Source organism: Sphingomonas sp. BL-S-25 (genome assembly GCF_055521555.1).
In genome coordinates this window covers 3096553-3122438 of sequence record NZ_CM145486.1, presented here as the reverse complement: position 1 = coordinate 3122438, position 25886 = coordinate 3096553, and the positions used below count along the sequence as shown (strand labels likewise).

Annotated in this window: 25 protein-coding genes; 12 read left to right on the top strand and 13 right to left on the bottom strand. The window is 68.5% G+C overall.

Annotated features, from left to right (window positions below):
* The 3 genes from gatA to ACZ1H8_RS15090 are packed head-to-tail and all read right to left on the bottom strand — an operon-like array spanning nucleotide 1 to nucleotide 3693.
* On the bottom strand, nucleotides 1-1488 hold the full coding sequence (gatA, locus tag ACZ1H8_RS15100) for an Asp-tRNA(Asn)/Glu-tRNA(Gln) amidotransferase subunit GatA (RefSeq protein WP_465178000.1): 1488 nt from the start codon (nucleotides 1486-1488) through the stop codon (nucleotides 1-3).
* Entirely contained in the window at nucleotides 1485-1772 is a 288-nt protein-coding gene (gene gatC / locus ACZ1H8_RS15095) for an Asp-tRNA(Asn)/Glu-tRNA(Gln) amidotransferase subunit GatC (protein ID WP_110149025.1), read from the bottom strand. The genes gatA and gatC overlap by 4 nt, the downstream gene beginning before the upstream one ends.
* Nucleotides 1773-1827: 55 nt before the next feature.
* Nucleotides 1828-3693, bottom strand: coding sequence for a DUF4153 domain-containing protein (locus ACZ1H8_RS15090; protein ID WP_465177999.1), 1866 nt, complete (start codon nucleotides 3691-3693; stop codon nucleotides 1828-1830).
* Nucleotides 3694-3875: 182 nt separating this feature from the next.
* Here ACZ1H8_RS15090 and ACZ1H8_RS15085 point away from each other — a divergent pair, with 182 nt between their 5' ends.
* From ACZ1H8_RS15085 to ACZ1H8_RS15070, 4 genes are read left to right on the top strand one after another with little or no spacing between them, the layout of a single operon-like run.
* Nucleotides 3876-5003, top strand: coding sequence for a DUF3089 domain-containing protein (locus ACZ1H8_RS15085; RefSeq protein ID WP_465177998.1), 1128 nt, complete (start codon nucleotides 3876-3878; stop codon nucleotides 5001-5003).
* On the top strand, nucleotides 5000-5461 hold the full coding sequence (gene ruvX, locus ACZ1H8_RS15080) for a Holliday junction resolvase RuvX (RefSeq protein WP_465177997.1): 462 nt from the start codon (nucleotides 5000-5002) through the stop codon (nucleotides 5459-5461). Before ACZ1H8_RS15085 ends, ruvX begins: the two co-directional genes overlap by 4 nt.
* A gap of 49 nt (nucleotides 5462-5510) precedes the next feature.
* Nucleotides 5511-6500, top strand: coding sequence for an aspartate carbamoyltransferase catalytic subunit (locus ACZ1H8_RS15075; protein ID WP_465177996.1), 990 nt, complete (start codon nucleotides 5511-5513; stop codon nucleotides 6498-6500).
* Nucleotides 6497-7711 carry a dihydroorotase gene (locus tag ACZ1H8_RS15070; protein ID WP_465177995.1) on the top strand — a complete coding sequence of 405 codons (1215 nt, stop codon included), beginning with the start codon at nucleotides 6497-6499 and terminating at the stop codon, nucleotides 7709-7711. Before ACZ1H8_RS15075 ends, ACZ1H8_RS15070 begins: the two co-directional genes overlap by 4 nt.
* Nucleotides 7712-7741: 30 nt before the next feature.
* Here the strand turns inward: ACZ1H8_RS15070 and queG are convergent, their stop codons facing one another.
* Nucleotides 7742-8872: a tRNA epoxyqueuosine(34) reductase QueG gene (queG, locus tag ACZ1H8_RS15065; protein ID WP_465177994.1), complete on the bottom strand. Its 1131-nt coding sequence runs from the start codon at nucleotides 8870-8872 to the stop codon at nucleotides 7742-7744.
* Nucleotides 8873-8915: 43 nt separating this feature from the next.
* Here queG and ACZ1H8_RS15060 point away from each other — a divergent pair, with 43 nt between their 5' ends.
* The 6 genes from ACZ1H8_RS15060 (at nucleotide 8916) to msrB (ending at nucleotide 14561) form a co-directional block, all read left to right on the top strand.
* Entirely contained in the window at nucleotides 8916-9839 is a 924-nt protein-coding gene (locus ACZ1H8_RS15060; protein ID WP_465177993.1) for an ABC transporter ATP-binding protein, read from the top strand.
* Nucleotides 9836-11101, top strand: coding sequence for an ABC transporter permease (locus ACZ1H8_RS15055; protein WP_465177992.1), 1266 nt, complete (start codon nucleotides 9836-9838; stop codon nucleotides 11099-11101). Before ACZ1H8_RS15060 ends, ACZ1H8_RS15055 begins: the two co-directional genes overlap by 4 nt.
* Nucleotides 11102-11132: 31 nt before the next feature.
* Nucleotides 11133-11900 (top strand): hypothetical protein, encoded by a 768-nt coding sequence (locus ACZ1H8_RS15050; protein ID WP_465177991.1) that lies wholly within the window; start codon nucleotides 11133-11135, stop codon nucleotides 11898-11900.
* A gap of 71 nt (nucleotides 11901-11971) precedes the next feature.
* Complete coding sequence (locus tag ACZ1H8_RS15045; RefSeq protein ID WP_465177990.1) at nucleotides 11972-13201, top strand: cytochrome P450; 1230 nt, start codon at nucleotides 11972-11974, stop codon at nucleotides 13199-13201.
* A 188-nt stretch (nucleotides 13202-13389) separates the two neighbouring features.
* Entirely contained in the window at nucleotides 13390-13839 is a 450-nt protein-coding gene (locus tag ACZ1H8_RS15040; protein ID WP_465177989.1) for a hypothetical protein, read from the top strand.
* Nucleotides 13840-14072: 233 nt separating this feature from the next.
* Nucleotides 14073-14561, top strand: coding sequence for a peptide-methionine (R)-S-oxide reductase MsrB (msrB, locus tag ACZ1H8_RS15035; RefSeq protein WP_465177988.1), 489 nt, complete (start codon nucleotides 14073-14075; stop codon nucleotides 14559-14561).
* 30 nt (nucleotides 14562-14591) lie between these two features.
* On the opposite strand, the gene ACZ1H8_RS15030 is transcribed toward msrB, so the two are convergent.
* A complete protein-coding gene (locus tag ACZ1H8_RS15030; RefSeq protein ID WP_465177987.1) occupies nucleotides 14592-15143 on the bottom strand; it encodes a CHAP domain-containing protein in 552 nt (183 codons plus the stop codon).
* A gap of 446 nt (nucleotides 15144-15589) precedes the next feature.
* On the opposite strand from ACZ1H8_RS15030, the gene ACZ1H8_RS15025 reads away from it, so the two are divergent.
* Complete coding sequence (locus ACZ1H8_RS15025; RefSeq protein WP_465177986.1) at nucleotides 15590-16141, top strand: hypothetical protein; 552 nt, start codon at nucleotides 15590-15592, stop codon at nucleotides 16139-16141.
* A gap of 268 nt (nucleotides 16142-16409) precedes the next feature.
* Here the strand turns inward: ACZ1H8_RS15025 and ACZ1H8_RS15020 are convergent, their stop codons facing one another.
* The 8 genes from ACZ1H8_RS15020 to ACZ1H8_RS14985 form a co-directional block, all read right to left on the bottom strand.
* Nucleotides 16410-17156 (bottom strand): extensin-like domain-containing protein, encoded by a 747-nt coding sequence (locus tag ACZ1H8_RS15020; RefSeq protein ID WP_465177985.1) that lies wholly within the window; start codon nucleotides 17154-17156, stop codon nucleotides 16410-16412.
* Nucleotides 17153-17899 carry an NUDIX hydrolase gene (locus tag ACZ1H8_RS15015; RefSeq protein ID WP_465177984.1) on the bottom strand — a complete coding sequence of 249 codons (747 nt, stop codon included), beginning with the start codon at nucleotides 17897-17899 and terminating at the stop codon, nucleotides 17153-17155. Before ACZ1H8_RS15015 ends, ACZ1H8_RS15020 begins: the two co-directional genes overlap by 4 nt.
* 94 nt (nucleotides 17900-17993) lie before the next feature.
* Nucleotides 17994-19019 carry an SMP-30/gluconolactonase/LRE family protein gene (locus ACZ1H8_RS15010; RefSeq protein ID WP_465177983.1) on the bottom strand — a complete coding sequence of 342 codons (1026 nt, stop codon included), beginning with the start codon at nucleotides 19017-19019 and terminating at the stop codon, nucleotides 17994-17996.
* A 14-nt stretch (nucleotides 19020-19033) separates the two neighbouring features.
* Complete coding sequence (locus ACZ1H8_RS15005) at nucleotides 19034-20368, bottom strand: GntT/GntP/DsdX family permease (protein WP_465177982.1); 1335 nt, start codon at nucleotides 20366-20368, stop codon at nucleotides 19034-19036.
* Between the two features lie 11 nt (nucleotides 20369-20379).
* Nucleotides 20380-21489 carry a Gfo/Idh/MocA family protein gene (locus ACZ1H8_RS15000; RefSeq protein ID WP_465181405.1) on the bottom strand — a complete coding sequence of 370 codons (1110 nt, stop codon included), beginning with the start codon at nucleotides 21487-21489 and terminating at the stop codon, nucleotides 20380-20382.
* A 377-nt stretch (nucleotides 21490-21866) separates the two neighbouring features.
* The gene (locus ACZ1H8_RS14995; protein ID WP_465177981.1) at nucleotides 21867-23207 is read right to left on the bottom strand and encodes an ATP-binding protein; all 1341 of its coding nucleotides are present in this window, start codon (nucleotides 23205-23207) and stop codon (nucleotides 21867-21869) included.
* On the bottom strand, nucleotides 23204-23929 hold the full coding sequence (locus tag ACZ1H8_RS14990) for a response regulator (protein WP_465177980.1): 726 nt from the start codon (nucleotides 23927-23929) through the stop codon (nucleotides 23204-23206). The genes ACZ1H8_RS14995 and ACZ1H8_RS14990 overlap by 4 nt, the downstream gene beginning before the upstream one ends.
* Nucleotides 23930-24007: 78 nt before the next feature.
* On the bottom strand, nucleotides 24008-25336 hold the full coding sequence (locus ACZ1H8_RS14985) for a dicarboxylate/amino acid:cation symporter (RefSeq protein ID WP_465181404.1): 1329 nt from the start codon (nucleotides 25334-25336) through the stop codon (nucleotides 24008-24010).
* 75 nt (nucleotides 25337-25411) lie between these two features.
* Between ACZ1H8_RS14985 and ACZ1H8_RS14980 the strand changes: the two genes are divergently transcribed.
* Nucleotides 25412-25876, top strand: a complete 465-nt coding sequence (locus ACZ1H8_RS14980) for a YbaK/EbsC family protein (RefSeq protein ID WP_465177979.1) — start codon at nucleotides 25412-25414, stop codon at nucleotides 25874-25876.
* Nucleotides 25877-25886: the final 10 nt, after the last annotated feature.

Sequence of the window (25886 nt, the reverse complement as noted above, 5' to 3'; positions counted from 1 at the left end):
CTACCACCAGGCGTCGGGCCGGGCGGTGAAGCCTGCGCGTTGCTCGATCGCCAGACCCGCGTTCAGCACGCCCTGCTCGTCGAGCGGGCGGCCGATGATCTGCAGGCCGAGCGGCAGCCCGTCCTTGTCGAGGCCACCCGGCACCGACATGGCGGGCAGGCCCGCCAGGCTGGACGGCACGGTGAACACGTCGTTGAGATACATGGCGATCGGATCGGCCGATTTCTCGCCCAGCGCGAAGGCGGCGCTCGGCGCGGTCGGGGTCAGCAGATAGTCGCACAAAGTCCAGGCATTCTCGAAATCGCGCGCGATCAGCGCCCGGACCTTCTGGGCCTGGGTATAATAGGCGTCGTAGAAGCCGGCCGAGAGCACATAGGTGCCGATCAGGATGCGGCGCTTCACCTCGTCGCCGAAACCGGCCGCACGCGTCGCGGCGTACATGTCCTGAAGGTTCGCGCCCTCGGGCAGTTCGCGCAGGCCGTAGCGCACGCCGTCATAGCGCGCGAGGTTGGACGAGGCCTCGGCCGGGGCGATGATGTAATAGGCCGGCAGCGCATATTTGGTGTGCGGCAGCGAGACCTCGACGATCTCCGCGCCGGCATCCTTCATCCACTCGATGCCGCGCTGCCACAGGTCGGCAATCTCCTGCGGCATGCCGTCGACGATATATTCCTTGGGAATACCGATCCGCTTGCCGGTCATGTCGGGCGACAGGCCCGCCTCCCACTGCGGCACGGGCAGGTTCAGCGAGGTCGAATCCTTCGCGTCGAACCCGGCCATCGCCTCGAGCATGATCGCGCAGTCGCGCACGTCGCGCGCCATCGGCCCGGCCTGGTCGAGCGACGAGGCGAAGGCGACCACGCCCCAGCGCGAGCAGCGGCCATAGGTCGGCTTGATCCCCGAAATGCCAGTGAAGGCAGCCGGCTGGCGGATCGAGCCGCCGGTGTCGGTGCCGGTCGCCGCCGGGCACAGCCGTGCCGCGATGGCCGACGAGCTGCCGCCCGACGAGCCGCCGGGCGCCAGCGGCGCATTGCCGCCGTCGCTGCGCCGCCAGGGCGAGATGACGTTGCCGAAATAGCTGGTCTCGTTCGACGATCCCATCGCGAACTGGTCGAGGTTCAGCTTGCCGAGCATGCCGGCGCCGGCGTTCCACAGATTCTGCGAGACGGTCGATTCATAGACCGGCTTGAACCCCTCCAGCATATGGCTGGCGGCGGTGGTCTGGACGCCCTTGGTCGCGAACAGGTCCTTCATGCCGATCGGCACGCCGGCCAGCGGCTTCGGCGTCTCGCCCTTCGCGCGCGCCTCGTCGGCGGCCGTCGCGGCGGCGATGGCATGGGCGGGCGTCTCGACGATGAAGGCGTTCAGCGCCTTGGCGCCGCTCACCTTCGCGGTGAAGGCATCGGCGACTTCGCGCGCCGAAAACTCGCCGGCACGGAAGCCTTCGCGGATGCCTGCGACGCCCAGATCGGTCAGGTCCTGGCTCATTCGACCACCTTCGGCACGGTGAAGAAGCCGTGCTCGCCCTGCGGCGCGTTCTGCAGCACGGCGTCGCGCTGGTTCCCCTCGGTCACGACATCGGCACGCAGGCGCAGCGTGTTGGGGATGACGGCGGTCATCGGCTCGACCGACGAGGTGTCGACCTCGCCGAGCTGCTCGATCCAGCCGAGGATGTTGTTGAGTTCGGGCACGAGCCGGTCGGCATCGGCATCGCTGATCGCGATCCGGGCGAGGCTCGCGACCTTCTTCACGGTGGCGGTATCTACGGACATGGGGCCGCGCCTAGCAGTCGCGGCCCCGGTTCATCAAGCATCGGTTGCGCAGACCCTACTCGAAAGCGTCGCCCACCGGCACGCCGCCGACGAACACCTGGCGCCGCTGGACCGGGCGGACCTCGATCTTGCCCTCGCGATAGGCACGCGAACGGGCAACCCGCTGATCATAGGAAAGGACGGGCCTGACGTCTTTCGCCTCCCGCCAGCGCCCATCGGAGACCACATAATGCCCGACCGGCCGGCAGGGATAACCGCCCGCGTCTGCGTCCACCCCCGGCTCCGCGGGCTCGAATACGACGCGCGGCCCCGATCCTGTCTTCGACGCCGAACTTGGCCTGGGTGTGGGCGTCGGCGGGGGTGCGAAACAGTCATCGCTGAACAGGAGTGCCTCGGTCCCGGTTGCGCCCATGACCAGAGTGCATACGCCGCCATTACCCGGTAAGACGCAGAGATAACTGTCCCCAATCAGATTTCGCAGTTCGACCGGCAACGCGGTACCCGCCGGCACCATGCGGGTCCGGCTCGCCACCGCCTCGCGGCGGGCTGCCTTCTGATCGTCCTTCTGGACCTGATATCGGCTTTCGGCCTGCCCAACTTCGACGGCCTTGGCGCGGATTGTAGTGTTGGCGGAGCGCTTCAGCCGCTCCAGCGCCTTGCGACCCGGCTCGCCGAACTCGAAGGCCAGCGCGCGCCAGTCGAACTTCTCGACCGGCGTGCGGCCGGATTCGAGCCGGGCAACCTGATCGCGGGTCGAGATCGCGTTGAAGCTCACCAGCGGAGTCGCCAGCAGCAGGGCGAGGCCGCACAGGCCGAAGGCAAGGTTGAGGTTCCCCGGGCGCACCCGCCCGGCCCAGTTCAGTCGGCCGAGGACCAGCGAGACGAGATAGACCAGGCCATAGGCACAGGCGATGACGACGAAGGTCAGCCCCCAGAGCCGGTCCGGGGTCAGGCCATATTGACCGATGCGCAGCCCCGTCGCGATCGAGGCGATCACCGCCAGGGGCAGCATCACGAGCGCCAGCCCCATGGCGCCATAGCGCAGCGGCGGCGAGCGGCGTTCTTCGGCCGAGTCGCTGCCGATGACGGCGTTCGCCAGGATCAGCGCGCCGATGATGCATCCGAGCAGCAACGGGGTTGTCGCGCGGGTCGCGTCCCATAGCGAGCTGAGCCCGGTGAAGGGCAGCGCCAGAACGAACAGGACCAGCCCGATCGCCAGAACCGGCGCGAGCACGGCGAGGACGGTCGCGAGCACCCGCTGGAGCAGGTGGACGACGCGATCATGTTCGCGGAACAGCCCGACCGCGCCGCCGAACGCCAGACCGATCAGGCAGCGCGAGAAAAACTCGTCAGCGAGAAGCTCGCGCAGAAAGGACAGCTGGATCAGATCGAACAGCCCGGCCAGCAGGAACATCAGCGCGAAGACCACGCCGACAAAGGCCCAGCAGGCGAACCACAGCACGACATTGGTCCAGGCATGGTCGTGGACCGACATATAGGGGAAGCGGCGCCGCCCCTGGTCACGCGCCGCCTGATAGAGCGGCGCGGCGATGGCGATGCCGAGGAACAGGCTGACGACGCGCCAGCCATTGCCGCCATTCCAGTCGTCCGGCGCGCCATTCCACCACAGGACCAGCCCGGCGAGCAGGCCCATCGCGGCCGAGAAGACGATCGAGGTCCACCACAGCTTCCGCTCGATCGTGAACGCGATCAGGCCCGCAGTCACCGTGACTGCCGCCGCGATCGAAAGCGTCAACGCGCTCGGACTGCTGTCGTAAAACGGGCTATTGCCGAACAGCAGGTGCACCGCGAACCCGGTCACCAGGCCGAGCAGCGCGAGCAGCAACGGCCGCTGGGGCCAGTCGGCGTGCGTCGGTCCCCCGCTGGTCGCGGCATCCGGCGTGGTCAGCGTGTCCGTCATCGTCATCCCCTCGTGATGCGCCAGCGTCCCCGATCGCGCCCGCCAAGTAAAATGGAAAAGGGATGCAGATCCGGTGCAGCGCGCCGCCCGGACAAAGCCGGTTGCATCGGCCGCGCCCATGGCTCAGGAGACGGCGGCACCGCGCCGGCGATCGTCTCGCGTCGCATGATGAAGGGTCCCGCTTGGCTCGCAAATTCCTCTACGCAATCGCGATCTTGATCGTGCTCGCGCTTGCCGCAGCCTTCACCTATCGATTCTGGGGACCGCAACTGATGCGCGCGGCGCTGGTGCCGAGCGCTGAGGTCGTGGCACTGCCGCCGCCGGACGATTATTCGAACAAGGCGCTGTGGCTCGCGCGGCCCGACATCCCCGGCAACGCCGCGCTGTGGGTGCCCGAGGGGCAGAGCGTCGCGACCGAGCCGCCCGCCGCGGTGTTCTTCATCCACCCCACCAGCATGTTCGACGGCAGCCAGTGGAATGCCGCGCTCGACAATGTCGAGGCCAATGCCCGGGCCGAACTGTTCCTGCGGGCGCAGGCAAGCGCGTTCAACGGCGTCGGCGCGATCTGGGCGCCGCGCTATCGCCAGGCGACGTTCGGCGCCTTCCTGACGACCCAGGCCGAGGCGGGCAAAGCGCTGGATTTCGCCTATCGCGACGTGCTCGCCGCGTTCGATGCGTTCGTGAAGCAAGCGGGCGATCGTCCGATCATCCTGGCCGGGCACAGCCAGGGCGCGCTGCACCTGTCGCGCCTGCTGGTCGATCGCGTCGCGGGCAAGCCGATCGCGAAGCGGATCGTCGCGGCCTATGTCGTCGGCTGGCCCGTCTCGGTGACCGCCGACCTGCCGCGCATGGGGCTGCCCGCCTGCGGAAAGCCGGATGAGGCGGGGTGCCTGTTGTCGTGGCAGAGCTTCGGCGAGCCTTCGGCGGATCTGGGCGAGGCGACCGACACCAGCATCGTCACCGACCTGTTCGACGCGAGCAACGGCTATACCGGCCAGCCTCGCGCCGGCACGCAGATGGTCTGCACCAATCCGCTGACCGGCATGGCGGGCGGGTCGGCACCGGCAAGCGCCAATCTCGGCACGCTGATCCCGACCAAGGATCTCAGCAGCGCGACGCTGCAAACGGGTCTCGTCCCCGGGCGCTGCGAGGGTCGCGGCTTCCTGTTGCTCGGGTCGAACCTGCCGGACATGGGCCCCTATGTCCTGCCCGGTCAGAACTACCATGCGTTCGACATCAGCCTGTTCTGGGGGAATGTCCGTGCCGATGCGGCCCGCCGCATGGCCGCCTATGGAGCGCGCGCATCATGATCACCACCGACCGCGCCCCCTTTCGCGCGGCGCTGCCCGAGGGCGGGCGACTGATCGGGCTGGACGTCGGGACCAAGACGATCGGCACCGCGCTGTGCGATGCGGGGTGGAGCTTCGCTTCCCCTGCGCTGCTGATCCGCCGGTCGAAATTCAGCAAGGACAAGGCGGCGCTGGTGCAACTGATCGCCGAGCAGCAGGTAAAGGGCATGGTCATCGGCCTGCCGCTGAACCTGGACGGCAGCGATTCGCCGCGCACCCAGTCGACCCGCGCCTTTGCCCGCAATCTCGACGATCTGGGCCTGCCGATCCTGTTGTGGGACGAGCGCTGGTCGACCGTCGCGGTCGAGCGCACGCTGATCGAACAGGATGCCAGCCGGGCCAAGCGGGCCGAGCTGATCGACAAGATGGCCGCGGCCTATATCCTTCAGGGTGCGATCGACGGATTGATGGCAGGCTGAGCCGGAGTTGCTTGCCACCGCGCGCCAGCGGGACTAACCCGCGCCTTTAATGTCAGCATCCGATCATCGCCCCGCCGCCCAGATCCCGGGCGGCGCCGTTTTCCCGCACCGGCACCTTACCGGCATTGCGGGACTGGAACCGCACCAGATCCTGTTCCTGCTCGACGAGGCGGAACAGTGGATCGAGGCAAACCGCGACCGCGCGCGCGTCGACAAGAGGCTGGCAGGCCTGACCCAGATCAACGCGTTCTTCGAGAATTCGACGCGCACGCTGTTGTCGTTCGAGATCGCCGGCAAGCGGCTGGGCGCCGACGTCGTCAACATGCATGCGGCACAGTCGAGCGTGAAGAAGGGCGAGACGTTGATCGACACGGCGGTCACGCTGAACGCGATGCGCGCCGATGTGATCGTCATCCGCCATTCCAGCTCGGGCGCGGTGCAGCTGATCGCCGACAAGGTCGATTGTCCGGTGCTGAATGCGGGCGACGGCTGGCACGAGCATCCGACCCAGGCGCTGCTCGACGCGCTGACCATCCGCCGTCGGCGCGGTTCGATCGCCGGACAGCGGGTCGTGATCTGCGGCGACATCCTGCACAGCCGCGTCGCGCGGTCCAACATGCTGTCGCTGACCGCGCTGGCCGCCGAGGTGCGCGTGGTCGCGCCGTCGACCCTGATGCCCGCGGCGATCGAGCGGATGGGCGTCACGCCGTTCACCAGCTTCGACAAGGCGCTGGACGGTGCCGATGTCGTGATGATGCTGCGGCTGCAGAACGAGCGGATGAACGGCGCCTATATCCCGTCGACGCGCGAATATCATCAGCTCTACGGCCTGACGCCCGAGCGGCTGGCGCGGGCCAAGCCCGATGCGCTGGTCATGCATCCCGGGCCGATGAACCGCGGGATCGAGATCACCTCGTCGGTGGCGGACGATCCGATGCGATCGGCGATTACCGAGCAGGTGGAAATGGGCGTGGCGGTGCGCATGGCGTGCCTGGACGTGCTGACGCGCCGCGAGCGCGGGATCGAGGGCTGGGCATGACGCGGATCTACGCCAACACGCAGGTGCTGGGCGGCGGCGACCGGCTGGCGGTCCGCGGAGACGTGATCGTCGATGCGGCCGGGACCGAGGGCGCGGACACGATCGACTGCCGCACCCTGGCGCGCGGCGGCGGAATCATCGCGCCGGGGATCATCGACCTGGGGGTGTTCGCGGTCGATCCGGCGGGCTGCCGCGCGGGCGGGATTACCCGCGTCGGGCTGATGCCCGACCAGTCGCCGATCCTCGACGACCCCGGCATCATCCGCCGCGCCGCGCTGATGGGCAAGCCCGAGCTGTGGGTTCACCCCCTCGCCGCGGCGACGCGCGGGCTGCAAGGCAAGGACCTGGCCGAGATGGCGATCAACGCCGATGCCGGCGCACGCGCGGTGGCGACCGGGCGGCGCTGGATCGCGGACTCGGGCGTGATGCGCAAGGTGCTGGCCTATGCCCGCGACTGCGACCTGACCGTGATCGCGCATGCCGAGGATGACGGACTGGCAGGCGACGCCGTCGCGACCGAGGGCGAGACGGCAATGCGCCTCGGCCTGTCCGCCGCGCCGGCCGTGGCCGAGGCGCTGGCGATCGCGCGCGACGTGATGCTGGCCGAGGATAGCGGCGCACGGCTGCATTTCCGTCAGGTGACGACCGCAGCCGGGTTCGAGCTGATCCGCCGGGCCAAGGCGCGCGGCGTTGCCGTGACCTGCGGCATCACCCCGGCGCACCTGCTGCTGTCGGACATCGCGATCTCGGACTTCCGCACCTATGCCCGCCTGTCGCCGCCGCTTCGTGCGGAGAGCGATCGTCAGGCGGCGCTGGCGGCGCTGGCCGACGGGACGATCGACGTGCTCGCATCGGGCCACGACCCGCGCGGTCCGGAGGAAAAGCGCCTGCCGTTCGCCGATGCCGAGCCCGGCATGTCGGGGGCCGAGACCTTGTTCGCGCTGGGCATGACGCTGGTGCACAACGGCACGATCACGCTGGAGAGGCTGTTCGAGCTGCTGGCCGCCAACCCGGCGCGCATCCTCCGCATCGACGCCGGCGTCCTCGCCCCCGGCCGCCCGGCCGACTTCATCCTGATCCACTCGACGCTCGCCTGGCAGATCGATGCCGAGCGGATGGCGGCCAAGGCAGGCAATACGCCGTTCGACGGCACGCCCGTCGAGGGCAAGGTGCTCAAGCTGTGGAAGGGCGGGACCGAAATCGCGGGGTAGGCGCAGCGGGCGCCCGGCCGTCGTCAAGGATCAGCCCGCCCACTCCTCACGCACGGTTTCGTCCGTCTCCCCTGCCGCGCGCGCGCCGCGTTCCACGGCCCATCGCGCTGCGTCCAGCCGAGACAGCGCCCACACCGCCGCGCCCCGCACCTCGGGCGACGGGTCGTCGAGCAGCCCGGCCACCTGCCCCACCAGCGCCGCGCTGCCGCTGTTCCCCGCGGCGATCAGGCAGTTGCGGATCATGCGGTCGCGGCCGATGCGCTTGATCGGGGAGGCGGAGAAGACCTGGCGGAAGTCGGTGTCGTCCAGCGCCATCAGGTCGGCCAGTTCGGGCGCGGTCAGTTCGGCGCGCGGCGCAAAGGCGCGGTTGGTTGCGGCGGCCTCGGCGAACTTGTTCCAGGGGCACACCGCCAGGCAGTCGTCGCAGCCATAGATGCGGTTGCCGATCGCGCTGCGGAATTCGCGCGGGATCGGCCCCTTATGCTCGATCGTGAGGTACGAGATGCAGCGCCGCGCATCGAGGCGATAGGGCGCGGGGAAGGCGTCGGTCGGACATGCCGTCTGGCAGGCGGTGCAGCTGCCGCAGCTGTCGCGTGCGGGCGTGTCGGGCGCCAGATCAAGCGTGGTGTAGATCGCGCCCAGGAACAGCCAGCTGCCATGGTCGCGACTGACCAGATTGGTGTGCTTGCCCTGCCAGCCGACTCCGGCGGCCTCGGCCAGCGGCTTTTCCATCACCGGGGCGGTATCGACGAACACCTTCAGATCGACGCCGCTGTCGGCCGGCGCGCTCTGTGCCAGCCAGCGCCCGAGCGCCTTCAGCGCCTTCTTGACCACGTCGTGATAGTCGCCGCCCTGGGCATAGACCGAGATGCGGCCATGCTCGCCCTCCCCGGCCAGCGCCAGCGGATCGAGCCCCGGGGCATAGCTCATGCCCAGCGAGATGACGCTGCGCACCGCGGGCCACAGCCCGGCCGGGGTCTCGCGGTGATGCGCGCGCTCCTCCATCCAGATCATCGATCCGTGCGCGCCCTCGGCCAGCCACTGGCGCAGCCTCTGCCCGGCCAGCGGCGCGGCGTCGGCAGGCGCGATGCCGCACGCGGCGAAGCCCAGTTCGGCTGCCTTCTCGCGGATACGCAATTCGAGCGACTTGTCTTGCGCCACGCGCACCCGCTACCACGAACCAGGGCAGAGGAGTCACGGGGTTTTGAGCAGCAATCTGGCGGTCAGCGCCGATCATCTCGTCAAGAAGTTCGGCGATCGCCGGGTGGTGAACGGGGTCAGCATCGCGGTGCAGAAGGGCAGCATCTACGGCGTGCTCGGCCCCAATGGCGCGGGCAAGACGACGACGCTCCGCATGCTGCTGGGCATCATCGAGCCCGATGGCGGCGCGCGCACGCTGCTGGGCAGCGACAGCCCGCGCGATGCCAGCGACCGGGTCGGCTATCTGCCCGAGGAACGCGGCCTGTACCCCGCGATGAAATGCCGCGACGCGATCGCCTTCATGGGCGCGCTGCGCGGCCTGCCGTGGCGCGAGGGGCGCCGGCGCGCCGACGTACTGATGGAAGAAGCGGGACTGGGTCACGCCAGGGAAGAGAAGATCCGCAAATTGTCCAAGGGCATGGCGCAGCTGGTCCAGCTGCTGGGATCGGTGGTGCACGAACCCGAATTGCTGGTGCTGGACGAGCCGTTTTCGGGGCTCGATCCGGTCAATCAGGAGAAGCTGGAGCAGCTGATCCTGGCGCAGCGCGACCGCGGCGCGACGATCCTGTTTTCCACGCACGTGATGGCGCATGCCGAGCGGCTGTGCGAGCGGCTGTCGATCATCGCCGGCGGAACGGTCAAATTCGAGGGCACGGTGGCGCAGGCGCGCGGGCTGTTGCCCGCCAAGGCGCTGTACACGCCGCGCAGCGACAGCGACGCGCTGCGCGCGCTGCTGCCCGGCGATGCCGAGCATGAGGAGGGCAGCTGGCGCTTTACCGTGCCGGACGAGGGGATGGAGAGCCTGTTGGTGACGCTGATCGGCGCCGGATACGGCATTTCGGGCCTGTCGATCGAGCGGCCGGGCCTGCACGACGCGTTCGTGCGGATCGTCGGCGCGGATGCGCTGCGCGGGGAGGATGCGGCATGACCCCGTTCGGACGCGGCCTTCGCCAGGCGCTGACCATCGCGCGGCGCGACCTGACCGCGACGGTGATGACGCCGACCTTCATCCTGTTCCTCCTCGCCCCGCTGATGATGCTCGGCTTCGCACTGATCGGTGGCATGGGCGCATCGACCGTCGCGGGCAGCGGCGAGAAGAACCAGCGGATCGTCATCCTGGCGCCCGCAGCGCAATCGGCCGCGATCCTGGCGGCCGACGGCCAGCTGCGCAGCGTGTTCAGCGTGCCGGGCGTCCGTCCGCCGCTGATGATCGAGACGCCCAGGGGCGATGTCCGGGCACAGGCCCGCGCGATGCTGGACCGCAAGGATATCGAGGCGACCGCGATCCTCTCGGGCCCGCTCGACCGACCGCACATCCTGTATGTGCCCAGTGCGCGGGGCGAAGCGAACTTCCTCGCCCAGCTGGCCGAACAGACGCTGCGGGTCGAACGGTCGGGCAGCCTGACGCCGCTGAGCCGGCCCGAACTGGAATCGACCGTCCGCGCCCAGGCGAGCACGAGCGGGCAGAGCCAGGTGGCCTATTTCGCCGCACTCGGCGTGTTCCTGCTGACCGTCATGCTGTCGGGCCAGGCAGTCGGCGCGATGGCAGAGGAACGGTCGAACAAGGTGATCGAGGTGCTGGCCGCCGCGGTGCCGCTGGAAAGCGTGTTCTTCGGCAAGCTGCTGGGCGCGTTCGGCACGGCGTTGCTGTTCGTCGCTTTCTGGGGAACGCTGCTGACCGCGCTGCCGCGGCTGATGCCCGATCTGATGGCGGTCGGCCTGACCGAGCTGGGCGCGGCGGTCGGCCCGGTCTTCCCGCTGCTGTTCCTCGCTTACTTCACCACCGCCTATCTGTTGCTGAGCGCGGTGTTCCTGGGCGTCGGCGCGATGGCATCGACCCAGCGCGAACTGCAGATGCTGTCGCTGCCGATCACGATCGTCCAGGTCGCGGTGCTGGGCTTCGCCACCTATGGCGCGGCGCATCCCGAAAGCTGGCTGGCGCTGGCGGCGGAGGTCTTCCCGCTCAGCTCGCCCAGCGCGATGGCGGCGCGCGCGGCCAATGCGCCCGAGCTGTGGCCGCATCTGCTGGCACTCGCCTGGCAGGCGCTGTGGGTCGGGATCGTCATCGCGATCAGCGCGCGGATGTTCCGCCGCGGGGTGCTGAAATCGGGCAGCCCGAAGCGGCGGACGACACGACGCAAGACCGCGGGCGAGGCGGCAGACACGGCGGAGGCACCGGCGGCGGCGTGACCGGCCGGCGCATCCCTGGGGGAGGGATGGTATGAAAATATTGGGGTATGGATTGCTGGCGCTGGGGGCGCTGGCGTTGCTGTCGGCGGTGCTGCTGCCGCCGGAGTTCGACTATCAGGATGCCTATGACAGCGCCGGCGCTTCCCGCCGGCTGATGCTGGGCATCTTCGGCGGGGTGGTGTTCATCGGCGGCGTGATCCTGGTCGCGGCGCAGTCGATCCTCGACGGGTTGCGACGCGCGCCGGCGCCGAGTCAGACCGCAACGCCCGCCTTAGATCCCTTTGCCTATCGCGAGCCGCTCGCGGTCAGGTCAGCCGACGGGACCGCCCCCGTATCGCCTGCCGCCCCCCGGCGCGACCGATCGGGCAATTCGCTGCTGATCGGGGTCGTGACGATCATTGGCCTGGCTGCGATCCTGGTCATCATCACGCTTGCCATTTTGATGCTGCGCGACGAGCGGCAGGTTGCCGGTTATGGCAATATTCTCGTCGAGGCGAACAGCGCGATCGTCGATCCGGATCCGAGCATTGTCGGCAGCCAGCTCTGGGCGCCTGGCAATGATGCGACGACGCTGGACGATGGGCCGGAACCCACCCTGCCTGCAGTCTCGGAAGAAAATGGCGGGCTCGACAAGATGGTCCCCGGTCTCGATCGCCTGCCCGTGCGCCGCGCGGAGCCCGAGACGGAACCCCCCGCGACCCAGACGCGCGAGGCCCCTGCCCGCCGCGCCGCGCCGGACACGCGCGAGGATCCCTTTGCCGACCCGCCCGCAGCGACCGACGATCCCTTCGCCGACTGAAGCAAGCGCAGTACTATTGACAGTCATGTCAGTTACAGGCCTACTCCCCGCCAACGACTAGGGAGAGGACCATGGCGACGCTTGCCCCGCAGCCCGAGCATGGGGTCGATCCGCTCGATATGAGCCGGCCCGAACTGTACCGCGACGACACCTGGCACGAGCCGTTTCGCGAGCTGCGCGCCAGGGCGCCGCTCTATTATACCGAGCATAGCGCCTTCGGCCCATTCTGGTCGGTGTCGACCTACAAGCCGATCGTCCATATCGAGTCGCTGCCCGAGCTCTTCTCGTCCGAGGCGGGCGGGATCACCGTCGCCGACCTGCAGGACGGCGACATCAAGATGCCGATGTTCATCGCGATGGACCGGCCGAAGCATACCGGCCAGCGCCGCACCGTCGCCCCCGCCTTCACCCCGTCCGAGATGGTGCGGATGACCGACAATATCCGCATGCGCACCGCCGAGATCCTCGACGCGTTGCCGGTGGGCAAGCCATTCGACTGGGTCGACGAGGTGTCGATCGAGCTGACCACCCAGATGCTGGCGATCCTGTTCGACTTTCCCTGGGAGGATCGGCGCAAGCTGACCTACTGGTCCGACTGGGCAGGCGATATCGAGATCGCCAAGGATCCGGTGCGCAAGGTCGAGCGGCAGAACATCCTGTTCGAATGCGCCGCCTATTTCGGCAATCTGTGGCAGGGCAAGATCGGCAAGGAACCGACCCCCGATTTGATCTCGATGATGATCCATTCGGATGCCATGTCGCACATGGACCAGATGGAGTTCCTCGGAAACCTGATCCTGCTGATCGTGGGCGGCAACGACACGACGCGCAATTCGATGAGCGCCTATGCCTGGGGGCTGAACCAGTTCCCCGAGGAGCGCGCGAAGCTGGAGGCCGATCCGGGCCTGATCGCCAATGCGACGCAGGAGATCATCCGCTGGCAGACGCCGCTGTCGCACATGCGCCGCACCGCGACGCAGGACACCGAGGTGGAGGGCGTGCGAATCCGCGAGGGGGACAAGCTGGCGCTGTGGTATGTCTCCGCCAATCGCGACGAGAGCGTGTTCCCCGACGCCGACAGCATCCGCATCGAGCGCGAAAATGCCCGCCGCCACCTGGCCTTCGGCCACGGAATCCACCGCTGCGTCGGCGCGCGGCTGGCCGAGCTTCAGATCGGAATCCTGATGGAGGAAATGGCCAAGCGCCGCCTGCGGGTGAACACGCTGGCCGAACCCGAACGCGTCGCGGCGTGCTTCGTCCATGGCTACAAGAAGATGCCGGTGGAGTTGAGCCGGTATTGAAGGCGGGTCGGCTCAGTCCCCCTTCCGCTTGCGGGAGGGGTCAGGGGAGGGCCTGTTATCCTGTCTGACGTTTTGGTCGGGGACATGCCCTCCCCCAGCCCCTCCCGCGAGCGGGAGGGGAGTTTGTTACCGCATCCTTCCCTCCCATCGCGGGTTGATCCGGCATTGATAATCGGGAGCAGTCGCACATGATCAGATGGCTCGTCCTCGCCGGTGCGCTCGGGCTGAGCGGATGCCAGCCGCCCGTTTTTATCATTCGCGCGGTGGCGATCGACGGGAGGCTGACGTTCGAGGGGCCGGAGGAGAAGATGGTCGGGGACTTCTCGATCCGGTCCGAGGCAGGCGTCATCTGGTCGATCCACGCGAAGGGCAACTGCGCCCCGCGGCACTATCCGGTCCGCTACGGAGCGTTGCCCTCGAACTGCTATGTCCAGGATATCGCCCCGCTCCCGCTGCGGCCGGGCAGGCTCTACCGGGTCGAGGACCGCCAGCAGGGGACCGGGCTATTCATTATCGAGCGAGACCTGACCGTCACGGTGCCGGATTCGGATGAGCGCTGGCGGGAGTCGAACGAGTGGGATGCGCGGATCAGCGAAGTGCCCGAGGTGGAGAATCGCAAGGCCGGGGTGGCGCGGTGAGTTGCGTATCTCCTCCCTCGGAGCGCAGCTCCGGGGGAGGGGGACCGCTCGCGGAGCGAGGGGTGGAGGGGGTATGCGGGACGCTGCCTCTCAAATGGCGCTCGTGGGAAGAGCCCCCTCCACCACGCCCTGCGGGCGCGGTTCCCCTCCCCCGCTTCGCGAGGGAGGAGACGAAGGCTCCCCTTGGCTTGCCCGCACCTCACCCCCACCTATCCCCTTGAAGGAGCAACCCGATGCAGTTCACGCGGCGCAAGCTGCTGGCCGCCGCCGGAGGCGGGGCGGTCGTGGCGGTGGTGGGGTGTTCGCCCGGCGAGAGCCAGGCGGCGCAGAAGTTCGAGTTCACGCTGAGCGATGCCGAATGGCGCAAGCGGTTGAGCCCGCAGGCTTATGACGTGCTGCGCAAGGGGGCGACCGAATGGGCCGGGACCAGCCCGCTCAACAAGGAGCATCGCGCCGGGATCTTCTCATGCGCAGGCTGCGCGCTGCCGCTCTTCTCGTCGACGACCAAGTTCGAGAGCGGCACCGGCTGGCCGAGCTTCTATGCGCCGCTGCCCCGCGCGGTCGTCAGCCGCAGCGATCGCAGCCTGGGGATGGCGCGAACCGAGGTGCTGTGCCGGCGATGCGGCGGGCATCTGGGCCATGTGTTCGATGATGGGCCAAAGCCGACCGGCAAACGCTATTGCATGAACGGGGTGGCGATGAAGTTCACGCCAAAGGCCTGAAGCGGGACCGGACGCCGGTCCTGCGGGCGATCAGCCGCCCAGGCCGGCCTTCTGGGTCAGCGCCGTCATGTCGATCTTGACTGCCGGCGGAGCGACCACGAGTTCGAGCGGCTCTTCGGGGGCGCCGTCGGAATAGATGAAGCCGTTGACCGGGAAAACAGTGGTGCCGAGGCCGCCATTGGGGGCGTACCAGACCTTCACTTCGCTCCAGTCGCCGGCCGCCGAGACGTCGACGGCGCGGACGTTGCGCTCGATGCCGCCGCGATAGGACCAGTTGGCGTGGGTCAGCAGGACTTCGCGCTCGCTGACGATCTTCGAGACCATCGCGACATGGCCGTACGGGTTACGGCCGGTGCGCTTGAACGACATGACCGATCCGACCTTGGGCTGGCCGCCGCGCTCGTAGCGGCCGGCAGCCTGTTCCCACCAGGTCCAGGCATTGCCGCGGATGTCGATGCCCGACACCTGACGGGCGAAGGGAACGCACTGGAGATAGCCCGAGCGGGCCTCCGCCGGGGTGACCATCGCCAGGCAAAGCGCGGCCAGCAGCGCAAAACGCGCAGTTACAGCTTGCAGAGACAATTTCGTGACCCCCCGGTCGGTTTGCGTCGGTGGATGCTGATGACCAGATCGGGCCGCGTCCGTCCACCCATCGGCCCGCCGGACGGGATGAAGCGTTGCGGTCAGCCGATGGGCGGCGACCGATAAACCTGACCCCCCGATGAACCGAGTTTATCCGTCGGTGAGCCGAGTGTGAGCCATGGAACCGAACCGTTCGTCTCGACGACGAAACGGATTCGCGGATTCGCCGGACTAGGTATCCACCCGAAGTGACAGGCCCTGTGGCGAAAGCGCATCAGGTCCTTAGCGAACTGTGCACTGGCCTCCATTCGTCGCAATGCATGTTGCAACGCACAAGGAAAGAAGGTCTGTTGATGAACGCGGGAAAACGGCAGATTAAGCGCTGCGTCAACCGACCGAGCGCATGATCTGTCCTGGTAGTCTCTATCGGGGTGGGAGTTGCTCAAATGGCCTCTAGGATGAAACCGGCAGAAGGCGCGATGACGCTGGCCGAAATGAAGGAATTCGCCGGCTTCACCGCGGCGACCCAGCGTTACATCCGGCGCGCGCTCGACATCGGACTGGAGCGCGAGGACGCGATGCTTCGCTGGTCGCGCGACGTCGTCGAGGCCGCCAGCATCCGCGCCCAGGCACGCATGTACGACCGGCTGGTCGAGGTCCGCGCGCTGCTGCCCAATGAAAGCGGGCTGGACGAGATCGAGCCGTTCCTGGCGCCGCTGATCACCGTCACTGCGTTCGACCTGAGCCAGGGGCGGCTGACCAATTTCTCGGCCTATCGCTTCCTGTACGAGCGGCTGGTCGGTGCCGAGGTGCGGCCATGGCTGCCTGCCGCCTTCTGTTCGGCCGCAGCGCTGCCGCATCTCCATCCCGACCTGCGCCGCAAGCTGCTCCAGTCGATCAGCGAAGCCGCCGCGACCGCCTCGGGCTGGTCGAGCCGGCAGCCGGCCTTCTTCCCGCAATGGGTCGAGAAGGTCGACGGGGCCGCGCTGTCGAATTGAGGTAGCGGATTCCCCTTCTAGGCCAGGGAGGGGAGCCGGTTGTGGTCGTGGCGAAGATTTCTCGCGTCCCGACAGAGTTCCCCTCCCGCGTGCGGGAGGGGTTAGGGGTGGGCGCCCGCTCACCCCGGGAGTCACTCTGAAATAGTGCCAGCGCTACTCTGACGCGACGCGTTCCACGCTTGCTGCGGTTGTGGTTGGCGGGTGCCCACCCCCGGCCCCTCCCGCAAGCGGGAGGGGAGTTACTGCGCGATCATCTACCCTGCCCCCCTCACCGGCACGCGCTCCACCCCATCGCCCCCTGGTCCGCCTGGTCGAAGTGGAAATGGTCGTGGTGCGCCTCGTTGTAATCGGGTGACAGCACCGTGGCGAACAGGTCGCACGCGCCGTCGCGGACGTCGCGCAGGAAGGCCTGGACCGCGGGATCGCGGCTGTTCCAGTCGCCCTTCACCGTGATGCGGGTGGCGTCGTCGAGGCGGAAGGCGGCGATGTCGATCGCGTTGGCGGTGGCGTGCTGGCTCCACACCCCCTCGCCCCGGCCGACGATGCGGCGGCAATTATAGCTGCCATAATGTTCGATCACCGCGACATGATGGCCGAAATGGCGCTGCGCCGCGGGCTGGACGACATTCCATTCCCACATCGCCAGCCCGGCGGCGACCGGGCATGACGTGCCGAGGTCCTTGGGCAGATAGTCGATCGTCAGCGACCCGCCCGGAGTCAGCCGGATGCCGTCCGAATAGCCGCATTGCGCCTGATCGCGCACCTCGACGGGGGCCAAAGTCTGGTAGCGGATGCCCGCGCGCGCCATCAGCCGCTGGCATTTGGGGAAATCCTCGCGCAGCGCGGCGATCTTGCGGCCGGTGAACATGCCGGGCCGTTCGCCCAGGTCGAGCGGCGTCCAGGGCAGGTCCTGCGGCCGATCGCGCGCCAGCATGTAGAGCAGCAGCCCCGCCAGCAGCAACACGAACAGGACGATACCCGTCTTGATCAGCCGTCGCAGCGCGCGCGGCTTCATGCCCGCGTTGCCGTGGCGAGCGGTTCGGCGGTCACCGGATAGCCGAGATCGTCGGGGATGCAGAGCCAGCGCTCGCCGCCGCGATCCTCGATCCAGGGGGTGACGATGCGGATCTCGTGCGCGCGGGCATCGGCGACGGCGTCGTCCCAGCAGGCGTAGAGCGCGAGCCTTTCGAGGTTGCGCCGCGTCGGGAAGATCACATGCGCTCGGCCCGCGGCGCATTCGGCGAGCACGTCGGCGGCGCTCATCCAGAAGGCGCGGCTATTCTCGTTGCCGTCCACGACCGCGGTGGCACTTTCGGGCGCGCGGGCAAGGTAGAAGCGGGTGTCGAAGACCTTGTGATGAACCATCTTCGGCAGCCAACGCGCGAACGGCACCAGGGCTTCCGGATGCAGCGTCGCGCGGGCCGCGACGAAAGCCTCCGCCATCGGCTCGCCGGCATAGAGGGCGCGGCGCAGTTCGGGGATGTGCGAAAAGTCGAGGTCGAGGCCGACCGCGACGCCGGCTTCCTCGATCGTCTCACGGATGCCGGCGATGCGCGCGGCGGTCTCTTCGGGCTCGCCGGCAAGCGTCGCGGCCAGCGCATGGTCGCCGCCATCGACCCGCCCGCCGGGAAAGACCAGCGCGCCGGCGGCGAAGGACATCGCCTTGGCACGCTCGACCATCAGCAGTTCGGGCGGCCCGCCCGCCACCTCGCGCATCACGACGATCGTGGCGGCGGGGTGGATTTCGGGTTCGGCCATGCGACCGGGTTAGGCAGTCGCGCGGGGACCTGCAACCGGGGAGGCGGGTCGGATGTGCGCCTGCCTCCCTCCCCCGCGCGAAGCCCGTCTCAGCTCAGGCGGGCGTTTCCATCAGGAAATAGCCGCGCGCCTTCAGCCGTACGCGAGCCACGCTGTCGCTCGACGTCAGGAACAGGGTCCGACCATCCTCGCCGAACGCGCAATTGGCGACTGCCTTGCCGGTGCCGATGATGCCGAGCAGCTTGCCCCTGGGCGACAGGACATGGACGCCGCCGGGGCCGGTGGCATAGACCCGGCCTTCATTGTCGAGCTTCAGCCCGTCGCAATTGCCGGGCAGCTTCTGCGCCATTTGCGGCCGGGCATCGTGGAACAGGCGCGGCTTGCCCGAGGGCAGTCCGTTCTTGCCCAGCGTATAGGCGAGGATCTCGGGCCGGTCAGGGTCGGAGATGGCGACGAACAGCGTCCCGCGCGTCACGGCGATGCCGTTCGGGCGAGTCAGGCTGCGGTCGATCAGGTCGACCTTGCCGTCCTTCAACCGGAACACGCCGTTGAACGGCAGTTCCTTCAGCGGCGACTGGTCGCCCTCGGCCAGGCCATAGGGCGGGTCGGTGAAATAGATCGCGCCGTCCGAAGAGCGGGCGAGGTCGTTGCAGCTGTTGAAGCGCTTGCCGTCATAGCGATCGGCCAGCACGGTACGCGCCTTGGTCTTGAGATCGACCGCGGCGATCAGCCGGGTGCCGCTGTCGGCCAGGAGCAGCTTGCCGTCATGGACGAGCAGGCCGTTGGCCCCGGCCTCGCGGATGCCCGCAGGGATCGGCCCGGCCAGGCCCGAGGGATTGAGGAATTCCCTCGCGCCCTCGCCCTGTTTCCAGCGATAGACGATGTTCGAGGGAACGTCGGAGAAATAGAGGCACTTGTCCGCCGCGTCCCAGGCCGGTCCCTCGGCCCATTTATAGCCGCTGGCGATGATCTCGATCGGGGCGTTGGCATCGACCACCGCGTCGAGCGCGGGATCGAGCCGGGTGATGCCGCCCACCTCGGCGCGGGCGATCGCGGGGACGAAGGGCAAGGCGGCCATGCCGGCCAGCGCCGCGCGGCGGGTGATGCGGATTGCGGTCATGTCGGTCTTTCCCCTTACGCGAACGGCCACAGGATCAGCGCCATCGCGAACATCGTCAACCCGGCCAGCGTGGCGCAGATCGTCCAGCTGCGAAAGGTCTGAGCCTCGGTCAGCCCAAGATATTGCTTCACCAGCCAGAAGCCGGTGTCGTTGACATGGCTGACCACCGATGCGCCGCCGGCAATTGCGACGGTGACCAGCGCGATGCGATTGGGGTTGAGCGCAGCCGCCTCGATCAGCGGGGCGGCCAGCCCGCCCGCGGTGACCATCGCCACGGTCGCCGATCCCTGGGCAACGCGGACAAAGGCGGCGAGGAGGAAGGCGAAGACCAGCACCGGAACCTGCGCCGCGGTGACCGCGGCGGTCACCTGTTCGCCCGCACCCGATTCGATCAGCACTTCCTTGTACGCCGCGCCGGCACCGATGATCAGCACCATGACACCGGCCGGTTCCAGCGCGCGGGTCATGATGCTGGACAGCGTCTCGAACGACGTGCCGGCGCGCGTGCGCAGCCAGGCGATGGTGCCGAGACAGGCGATGACGAGCGCGGTGAAGGGATGGCCGAGGAACAGGATCGCCGAGCGCAGCGGCCCGGCAGCCATGCCCTGGTTGGCGACCGCGGCGACGATGATCAACGTCAGCGGCACCAGCATCGCGACCAGTGCCGGCCAGAAGCCGATCGGCGCGGTCTGCGGCGCGCCTTCGTCGAGCATCGGCGGCGGGCTCTGGTCGCCCCAGCCGGGCGCCGAATGGAACAGCCGGGCGAAGACGGGCCCCGCGACGATCGCGGCGGGGATGCCGCAGGCGAGACCATAGAGCGCGAGCAGGCCATAGTCGGTGCCGAGCAGTTCGGCGACCGCAACCGGCCCCGGATGCGGCGGCAGCAGCGCGTGCATCGTCATCAGGCCGGCGAGCATCGGCAGCGCGAACCAGGTCACCCGCCGCTGCGCCCGCATCGCCAGCGTCGCGACCAGAGGCGCAAGGATGATCAGCGCCACGTCGAAGAACAGCGGGATGCCGACGATCACGCCGATCGCGGTCAGCGCCCAGGGCATGCGCCGCTCGCCGAACAGGTCGAGCAGCCGGTGCGCGATCGCGCGCACGCCGCCCGACGCCTCGAGCATGCCGCCCAGCAGCGCGCCCAGCCCGATGACGACCGCGACGAAGCCCAGCGCCTCGCCCGTGCCCTTGCGGATCGCGTCGATCACCTTGATCGGGTCGCCGCCGAACGCCAGCCCGGTGACGAGCGCGACGAGCAGCAGCGCGAGGAAGGGCTGCATCTTGAGGCGCAGCACCAGCAGCACGACCGCGGCAATGCTGAGCGCGACGATGGTCAGGGTCATGAACATGGCCGGATCGATCACGCCGTCATGCGGATCGCGCGGCCCTCGCGCGCGGAGGCGTAGATCGCCTCGATCAGGCGCATGTCGCGCAGCCCTTCCTCCCCCGAGGCGCGCGGCTCGCGCCCCTTGATCGCTGCCTTGGCCAGCTCGTCCATCTGCGCCGCCCATTGCGACTTGGCTGCCTTGGGCAGTTCGACCGGTCCGGTCTTGCCGTCGATCCGGGCGAAGATGCTGTGCCCCTCATAGACGGTGGCGGGCTCCATCCCGATCCACCCCTTGGTGCCCGTTGCGCGGAACGCATTGTGGTTCGAGCTGTAGCTGGAGACGCAATTGGCGATCGCGCCCGAGGGGAATTTGAGCTGGAAGTCGATCCGGTCCTCGACCGTGGCGAAGCGCGGGTCGCTGCGGTCGGTCGATTCCATCGCCTGGACCAGCACCGGCTCCTCGCCCGACAGATAGCGTGCGGCGTTGAGGCTGTAGATGCCGATGTCCATCAGCGATCCGCCGCCCGACATCGGCCGGTCGAGCCGCCACTGGCCCGGCCTGGCGTAAAAGCCATGTTCGGAAGTGATCAGCGTGGGTCGACCGATTGCGCCCTTCCTTATCTGGTCGATGACATAGACATTGTGCGGCTCGAAATGGCTGCGATAGCCGATCATCAGCCGGCGGTTCGCTGCCTTCGCCGCGGCGATCATCGCCTCCGCCTCGGCCGCGGTATTGGCCATCGGCTTTTCGCACAGGACATGCTTGCCCGCCTTGCTGGCGCGGATCGAATATTCGGCATGCATCGAATTGGGCAGCACGACATAGACCAGGTCGATGTCGGGATTGTCGCGGATCCGGTCATAGCCGGCATAGTCATAGCGGTGCGTCTTCGGCACGCCGTATTGCGCGCCATATTTCTCGAGCTTTTCGGGCGTGCCGCTGACCAAGGCGGTCAGCTTCGCATAGTCGCATTCCTGGATGCGCGGCAGCAGCTGGTTGACCGCATAGCTGCCCAGTCCGACGACCGCATAGCCTAGCTTGCGCCCGCTCTGCAGCGCATCCGCCAGCGCACAGGACGGCAGGCTGGTCGCCACGACCCCCGAGCCGATCCCGCGCAACATGCCGCGCCGGTCCAGATCCATGCCCATCGCCCCTGCTCCCTCATCGCGCGCCGCCTGGCATGTCCCGAGGGGTGCCGACGTGAGTTATGTTAGCGCTATCTCCGGCAGCATGGCGGGACATGGCGCGGTGCGCAAGATGGGCGATGGTCGGGGGTGATGGGTTCCTTCTCCCCTCCCAACAAGCGGCGGGGTGCACTTGGCTTGGAGCAGCCCCGTGCTCCGGCGAAAGCCGGAGCCCAGCTGAGATGAGCACGGAGGTTCGCGAGAGTCGAGACGCTTTCGCGACTGGGTTCCGGCCTTCGCCGGAACACGGGATCGCCGATAGGCGCGCTCGTACGACCCAGATGCGATTGCCCGGCATTCCAGGTAGTGGATCTGCTGCAATCGCAAGCGGCCCGCTATACCGGCAGCGTCACCCGGGCCAGCAGGCCGCCCTCGGGGTGATTCTCCACCGTCGCGTCGCCGCCATGCGCCAGCGCCACCGCGCGGACGCTGGCGAGGCCCAGGCCGATGCCGCCGGTGTCGCGGTTGCGCGAGCGGTCGCCGCGGAAAAAGGCTTCGAACACGCGGTCGATATCCTCGGCCGGAATGCCGGGGCCGTGGTCGCGCACCTCGATCACGGCCTGGTGCTCGGCGCTCGACAGCGTCACCTCGGCGCTGCCGGCATATTTCAGGGCGTTGCCGATCAGGTTCGACAGCAGCGCCTTCAGCGCGACGACATTGCCCTCGACCACGATCGGATCGCCCGGCGCCAGCGTCACCGGCTCGCCGCGATCGGCGAGGTCGTCGGTGACGTTCTCGGCCAGCGAGCGCAGGTCGAGCGGGCGGCGGGCGACCGCACGGCTGGTGTCGCGGACGAAGGCGAGCGCGGCGGCGATCATCGCCTCCATGTCGCGAATGTCGTTCTCGCAGGCCTGGCGGATCTCGTCCGGCGCATTCTCCAGCCGCAGTTCGAGCCGCATCAGCGGGGTGCGCAGGTCATGGGCGATCGCGGCGATCACGGTGGCGCGGTCGTCGACATAGCGGTTGAGCCGCGCCTGCATCCGGTTGAACGCCTGCGCCGCATCCCCGATTTCGGGCGGCCCGCGCAGCTCGAGCGGGGCGGCCCGGGGATCGCGGCCCAGCCGCTCGGCCGCCTGGGCGAACACGCCGATCGGCTTGGCCAGCCGCCGTGCCAGCGCCCAGGCGAAGGGGAGCACCGCGAGCGCGGCGAAGCCCAGCCACAACACGCCGCGCCAGCGCCACAGGTCGAACCCGCCATGCGCCAGCGTGACCGTGACCCATTGGCCGTCGGGCCGGTGCGCCGAGACCAGGAAGTCGCCGACGATCACCACGTCGCGCGCATCGGCACGGCTGCGCGGCAGCGTGGGCGGCGGGATCCGGCTGCGGTCGAACACCGGCGTCACGTCGCCGCCGGTGTTGGGAAAGCTGAGCAGCACCCTGTCCTCCGGCATCTGCAGTGCGAAGACCATCGCCGCACGGATGCGGCCGACGCGCGGCGTCCAGTCGGCATCGTCCGCCTTGCGCCCGGGCACCAGCTTCAGCTTGCCCTCCGGGTCGTGGCCGCTCGCCAGCACGCGCTCGATCTGGCCGATCGTCGTGACGCGCGCATCGGGCGAAGGCACGACCAGCAGCAGCGCGAGGTTGAGCAGCTGGACCGAGACGACGCAGGCCAGCATCACCAGGAAGATGCGGTGGAACAACGGGATCTCCGCGCCCCCCACGCGGAGCCGCCTCATGCGCGGATCACGCGCGGCACGAACAGATAGCCTTCGTTGCGCACGGTGCGCAGAATCTCGTCCCCGCCGGCGCGAAGCTTTCGCCGCAGCCGGCTGACCTGGACGTCGATCGCCCGGTCATAGGCATCCGAATCGGGACCGCGCGCCGCCGACAGCAACGCCTCGCGCGACAGGACGCGGCGCGGACGTTCGATGAAGACGCGCAGCACCGCAAACTCGCCATCGGTCAGGCTGACCAGCACGCCGCGCGGATCGAACAGCTCGTGCGAGGCAAGGTCGATGCGCCAGCCGTCGAAGGTGAATTGCTGGGCCTCGGCTTTGGTCCCGCCGCCGCGCCGGCGCAGCGCCGCGCGCACCGTTGCCAGGATCTCGCGCGGGCTGCACGGCTTGGTCAGGTAATGGCCGGCGCCGACCTCCAGCCCGAGGATACGGTCATGCTCCTCGCCCAATGCGCTGAGCAGCACGATCTCGGGCCCGTCATCGCGGGCGATGCGGCGGCACGCGCTCAGCCCGTCCTCGCCCGGCATCATCACGTCGAGGATGATCAGGTCGACGGGGATGCGCGCCAGCACCGCGTCCATCTCGCGCGCATTGGCGGCGGTCTCGACGCGGTAGCCGCGCGCGCCGAGGCTGTCGGCAATCAGCTGACGGATGTCGCGATCGTCATCGACGATCAGAAGCGTCGCGGTACTGGAAGTCGTCTGAACAATATTGTGAAGCATGTTTCCGGCCTTGCGCCCGATTGTGTTCCTAATGTTTCCAATAGCATGTCCGACTGAGTCGAGGTGTATCAGAATGTATCAGTCCGGATCGGCTTCGGGCCCGATCGGCGCCGGCGCGGGATCCGGCGCTCCGTCGAGCGCGCGGGCAAGCGCGTCGCGGTCCAGCGCCCCGTCCCATCGCGCGACGACGACGGTGGCGACGGCGTTGCCGATGAAGTTGGTCAGGCTGCGGCATTCGCTCATGAACCGGTCGACGCCCAGGATCAGCGCGATACCCGCCACCGGGACCGAGGGGACGAGGTGCAGCGTCGCCGCCAGGGTGATGAAGCCCGATCCGGTGACGCCGGCCGCGCCCTTCGAACTGAGCATCGCCACCGCCAGCAGGAAGACCTGCTCGCCCAGCGACAGGTGGACGCCGGTCGCCTGGGCGATGAACAAGGCCGCCAGCGTCATGTAGATGTTGGTACCGTCTAGGTTGAACGAATAGCCGGTCGGCACGACCAGCCCGACCACCGACTTGGCGCACCCCGCCCGCTCCATCTTCTGCATCAGCGAGGGCAGCGCGGATTCGGACGAGGACGTGCCGAGCACCAGCAGCAGCTCTGCCTTGAGATAGCGGATCAGTTTCAGGATCGAGAAGCCGGCCAGCCGCGCGACGATGCCGAGCACGCCCAGCACGAAGATCAGCGAGGTGGCGTAGAAGGTCGCGACCAGCTTCCCCAGGCTGAGCAGCGAGGCGAGGCCATATTCGCCGATGGTGAAGGCCATCGCCCCGAACGCGCCGATCGGCGCGGCGCGCATCACGATCGCGACCAGCCGGAACACGACCAGCCCCAGCCGGTCGATCATGTCGACCACCGGCCGTGCCGGCTCCCCCACCATCGCCAGCGACACGCCGAACAGGATCGAGACGAGCAGCACCTGGAGCAGCTGCCCGCCGACCAGCGCCGAGACCAGGGTCGTCGGGATCATCGACAGCAGGAAGCCGGCGATGGTCTGGGCATGCGCCTTTTCCTCGAACCCGTGCACCTGGCTGGCGTCCAGCGTCGCCGGATTGACGTGCATCCCCGCGCCCGGCTGGACCACATTGGCGATGATCAGGCCGACGACCAGCGCGAGGGTGGAGAAGAACAGGAAATAGGCGAACGCCTTGGCCGCGACGCGCCCGGCATCGCCGATGTGGCGCATGCCGGCGATGCCGCTGACCAGGGTCAGGAAGATCACCGGGGCGATGACCATTTTCACCAGCGCGATGAAGGCGTCGCCGACCGGCTTGAACCAGTCGGACGCATGCTGCGGAAAGGCGACGCCCGCGGCGATGCCCAGCGCGATCGCGATCAGCACCTGGACATAGAGATGCCCGAAGACGCCCGGCCGCTTCGCCGGCTTTGCCTGTTCAACGATGATCGCCACGCGCCGCGCCCCTCCCCGATGTTTCCGCCGCTATAGGCGCGGTCGCGCTTCGTGGTAAGCGCCGATGCCATGACGATCGAGACCGCGCGTGCCTGGCTGGACCAGCATGCCCCCGACCTGAAGATCATCGACCACGGCGTCAGCACCGCGACGGTAGCCGAGGCGGCCGCCGCGCTGGGCGTCGAGCCGGCGCGGATCGCCAAGACGCTGGCGATCCGGGTCGGCGAGAACGCTTTCCTGGTCGTGGCGCGCGGCGATGCGCGGATCGACAATGCCAGGACCAAGGCCGAGTTTGGCGGCCGCCCGCGCATGCTGAACCCCGACGAGGCGCTGGCGCTGACCGGCCATCCGGTGGGCGGCGTGTGCCCGTTCGGGCTGGCGACGCCGGTTCCGGTCTATTGCGACGTGTCGTTGCTCGACTTCAGCAGCGTGTTCCCGGCAGCCGGATCGCTGACCAGCTCGGTCGAGATCGCGCCCCAGCGGCTGGCGGAGCTGGTGTCGACGCGCTGGGTGGATATCTGCAAGCTGGCGTGAGGGGCCGGCG

Bases quoted from the DNA above. Each gene is read 5' to 3' on its own strand.
- gatA (WP_465178000.1), bottom strand. From the start codon at position 1,488: ATGAGCCAGGACCTGACCGATCTGGGCGTCGCAGGCATCCGCGAAGGC.
- gatC (WP_110149025.1), bottom strand. From the start codon at position 1,772: ATGTCCGTAGATACCGCCACCGTGAAGAAGGTCGCGAGCCTCGCCCGG.
- ACZ1H8_RS15090 (WP_465177999.1), bottom strand. From the start codon at position 3,693: ATGACGGACACGCTGACCACGCCGGATGCCGCGACCAGCGGGGGACCG.
- ruvX (WP_465177997.1), top strand. From the start codon at position 5,000: ATGATCACCACCGACCGCGCCCCCTTTCGCGCGGCGCTGCCCGAGGGC.
- ACZ1H8_RS15075 (WP_465177996.1), top strand. From the start codon at position 5,511: ATGTCAGCATCCGATCATCGCCCCGCCGCCCAGATCCCGGGCGGCGCC.
- ACZ1H8_RS15070 (WP_465177995.1), top strand. From the start codon at position 6,497: ATGACGCGGATCTACGCCAACACGCAGGTGCTGGGCGGCGGCGACCGG.
- ACZ1H8_RS15055 (WP_465177992.1), top strand. From the start codon at position 9,836: ATGACCCCGTTCGGACGCGGCCTTCGCCAGGCGCTGACCATCGCGCGG.
- ACZ1H8_RS15050 (WP_465177991.1), top strand. From the start codon at position 11,133: ATGAAAATATTGGGGTATGGATTGCTGGCGCTGGGGGCGCTGGCGTTG.
- ACZ1H8_RS15045 (WP_465177990.1), top strand. From the start codon at position 11,972: ATGGCGACGCTTGCCCCGCAGCCCGAGCATGGGGTCGATCCGCTCGAT.
- ACZ1H8_RS15040 (WP_465177989.1), top strand. From the start codon at position 13,390: ATGATCAGATGGCTCGTCCTCGCCGGTGCGCTCGGGCTGAGCGGATGC.
- msrB (WP_465177988.1), top strand. From the start codon at position 14,073: ATGCAGTTCACGCGGCGCAAGCTGCTGGCCGCCGCCGGAGGCGGGGCG.
- ACZ1H8_RS15025 (WP_465177986.1), top strand. From the start codon at position 15,590: ATGGCCTCTAGGATGAAACCGGCAGAAGGCGCGATGACGCTGGCCGAA.
- ACZ1H8_RS15020 (WP_465177985.1), bottom strand. From the start codon at position 17,156: ATGAAGCCGCGCGCGCTGCGACGGCTGATCAAGACGGGTATCGTCCTG.
- ACZ1H8_RS15015 (WP_465177984.1), bottom strand. From the start codon at position 17,899: ATGGCCGAACCCGAAATCCACCCCGCCGCCACGATCGTCGTGATGCGC.
- ACZ1H8_RS15010 (WP_465177983.1), bottom strand. From the start codon at position 19,019: ATGACCGCAATCCGCATCACCCGCCGCGCGGCGCTGGCCGGCATGGCC.
- ACZ1H8_RS15005 (WP_465177982.1), bottom strand. From the start codon at position 20,368: ATGTTCATGACCCTGACCATCGTCGCGCTCAGCATTGCCGCGGTCGTG.
- ACZ1H8_RS15000 (WP_465181405.1), bottom strand. From the start codon at position 21,489: ATGGATCTGGACCGGCGCGGCATGTTGCGCGGGATCGGCTCGGGGGTC.
- ACZ1H8_RS14995 (WP_465177981.1), bottom strand. From the start codon at position 23,207: ATGAGGCGGCTCCGCGTGGGGGGCGCGGAGATCCCGTTGTTCCACCGC.
- ACZ1H8_RS14990 (WP_465177980.1), bottom strand. From the start codon at position 23,929: ATGCTTCACAATATTGTTCAGACGACTTCCAGTACCGCGACGCTTCTG.
- ACZ1H8_RS14980 (WP_465177979.1), top strand. From the start codon at position 25,412: ATGACGATCGAGACCGCGCGTGCCTGGCTGGACCAGCATGCCCCCGAC.